1 protein-coding gene is annotated in these 1,056 nt (G+C 72.0%); it reads left to right on the top strand.

The window, feature by feature from the left end; translation table 11 throughout:
* Positions 1-22: 22 nt before the first annotated feature.
* Positions 23-1,021 (top strand): TIGR03557 family F420-dependent LLM class oxidoreductase, encoded by a 999-nt coding sequence (locus FNQ90_RS24460; RefSeq protein ID WP_182608329.1) that lies wholly within the window; start codon positions 23-25, stop codon positions 1,019-1,021.
* Positions 1,022-1,056: the final 35 nt, after the last annotated feature.

The following is a 1,056-nucleotide window of genomic DNA, read 5'->3' as shown; positions in this document are numbered from 1 at the left end:
AGCACCCCGGGAGCACACCCCCATGACCACCGAGTCCGGCTCCGCGTCCCCCTCCGGATCCCCCCGCGTCCGCTACGGCTACTTCATCGCCAGTGAGGACCACGGCCCCCGTGAACTCGTCGAGCAGGCCCGCATGGCCGAGGACGCCGGGTTCGACGCGCTGTGGATCTCCGACCACTACCACCCGTGGGTGGACGCCCAGGGACACAGCCCGTTCGTCTGGTCGGTGATCGGCGCCCTGTCGGAGGCCACCCGCCTGCCGGTGCAGACCGCCGTCACCTGCCCGACCGTCCGCACCCACCCCGCCGTCGTCGCCCAGGCCGTCGCCACCGCCGCCGTGCAGCTCGAGGGCCGTTTCCGGTTCGGCGTCGGCAGCGGTGAGGCCCTCAACGAGCACATCCTGGGCACCCACTGGCCCACCACCCCGGTACGACTGGAGATGCTGGAGGAGGCCGTCGGCATCATCCGCGACCTGCTCACCGGCAAGCAGATCAGCCACCGGGGCACCCACTACACGGTGCAGAACGCCCGCCTGTACACCGTCCCCGACGACACCGTGCAGATCGACGTCTCCGGCTTCGGACCGATCGCCACCGACCTGGCGGCCCGCATCGGTGACGGCTACATCGCCATGGGCCCCGAGGGCGACCTGCTGAGCCGCTACCGCGAGCGCGGCGGCACCGGCCCCGCCTCCTCCGGCGTCAAGGTGTGCTGGGACACGGACCGGGACAACGCGGTGCGCACCGTGCTGCGGTGCTGGCCCAACCTCTTCCTCCCCGGCGAGATGGCCTCCCTGCTGCCCGACCCGCGCCACTTCGAGCAGGCCACCCAACTCATCACCGAACAGCACGTCGAGGACGGACCGGTGCCCTGCGGCCCCGACCCCGAGGCGCACATCAAGGCGGTCACCGCCCCGGTGGAGGCCGGCTTCGACCACGTCTACGTCAGCCAGATCGGGCCCGACATGCGCGGCTTCTTCGATTTCTACCGCGAGAAGGTGCTGCCGCACCTGCCGCGCTGACCCCCGCCTCCCGCCGGCCCGGGCATCCCCGGCAC

It is taken from the genome of Streptomyces alkaliphilus, assembly GCF_014141535.1.
In the GTDB taxonomy this organism is placed as follows: domain Bacteria; phylum Actinomycetota; class Actinomycetes; order Streptomycetales; family Streptomycetaceae; genus Streptomyces; species Streptomyces alkaliphilus.
The sequence above is the reverse complement of the archived record's forward strand: the minus strand, read 5'-3'. Positions and strand labels throughout refer to the sequence as shown.

Excerpts from the sequence above, each read along its gene's own strand:
- FNQ90_RS24460 (WP_182608329.1), top strand. The coding sequence starts at position 23 with ATGACCACCGAGTCCGGCTCCGCGTCCCCCTCCGGATCCCCCCGCGTC.